Raw genomic sequence first — 313 nt, 5'->3', positions numbered from 1 at the left:
CGCAGCGTGGGTGTATGGCGCGCTGGTTTCGCCGGCCTTGATGGTGACCTGGGCGTTGTTGCTCAGGGTCACGACCAGGTCGTGAGCCAGCGGCTGGTTGACGTGAACAGTGAAGGTCGGTTTGACATTCTCGGCCACCGAGGTCTGGTCGGCCGTGATGGTGACCTTGACCAGGTCGCCTTCGTTGCCTGGGGTACCCGGCTCGTCGGTGACCGACGTGCTGACCGGGGTCTTGTCCAGTGTCAGTTGCTCGAACTTGCCGACATCCGCACCTTCAACGGTTGCGATCGATTTGATCACAGGGTCGTTGGTG

Annotated in this window: 1 protein-coding gene; it reads right to left on the bottom strand. The window is 61.7% G+C overall.

Annotated elements, in window-relative coordinates; translation table 11 throughout:
• Positions 1-313, bottom strand: a 313-nt coding sequence (locus ACK59Z_RS25985; RefSeq protein ID WP_409294023.1) for an immunoglobulin-like domain-containing protein, incomplete at both ends; no start/stop codon positions are given.

The sequence above is a fragment of the Pseudomonas sp. KCJK9058 genome (genome assembly GCF_046230975.1).
Taxonomy (GTDB): Bacteria; Pseudomonadota; Gammaproteobacteria; order Pseudomonadales; family Pseudomonadaceae; genus Aquipseudomonas; species Aquipseudomonas alloputida.
Note: the sequence above shows the minus strand (reverse complement) of the source record. Positions and strands in the feature narration are given on the sequence as shown.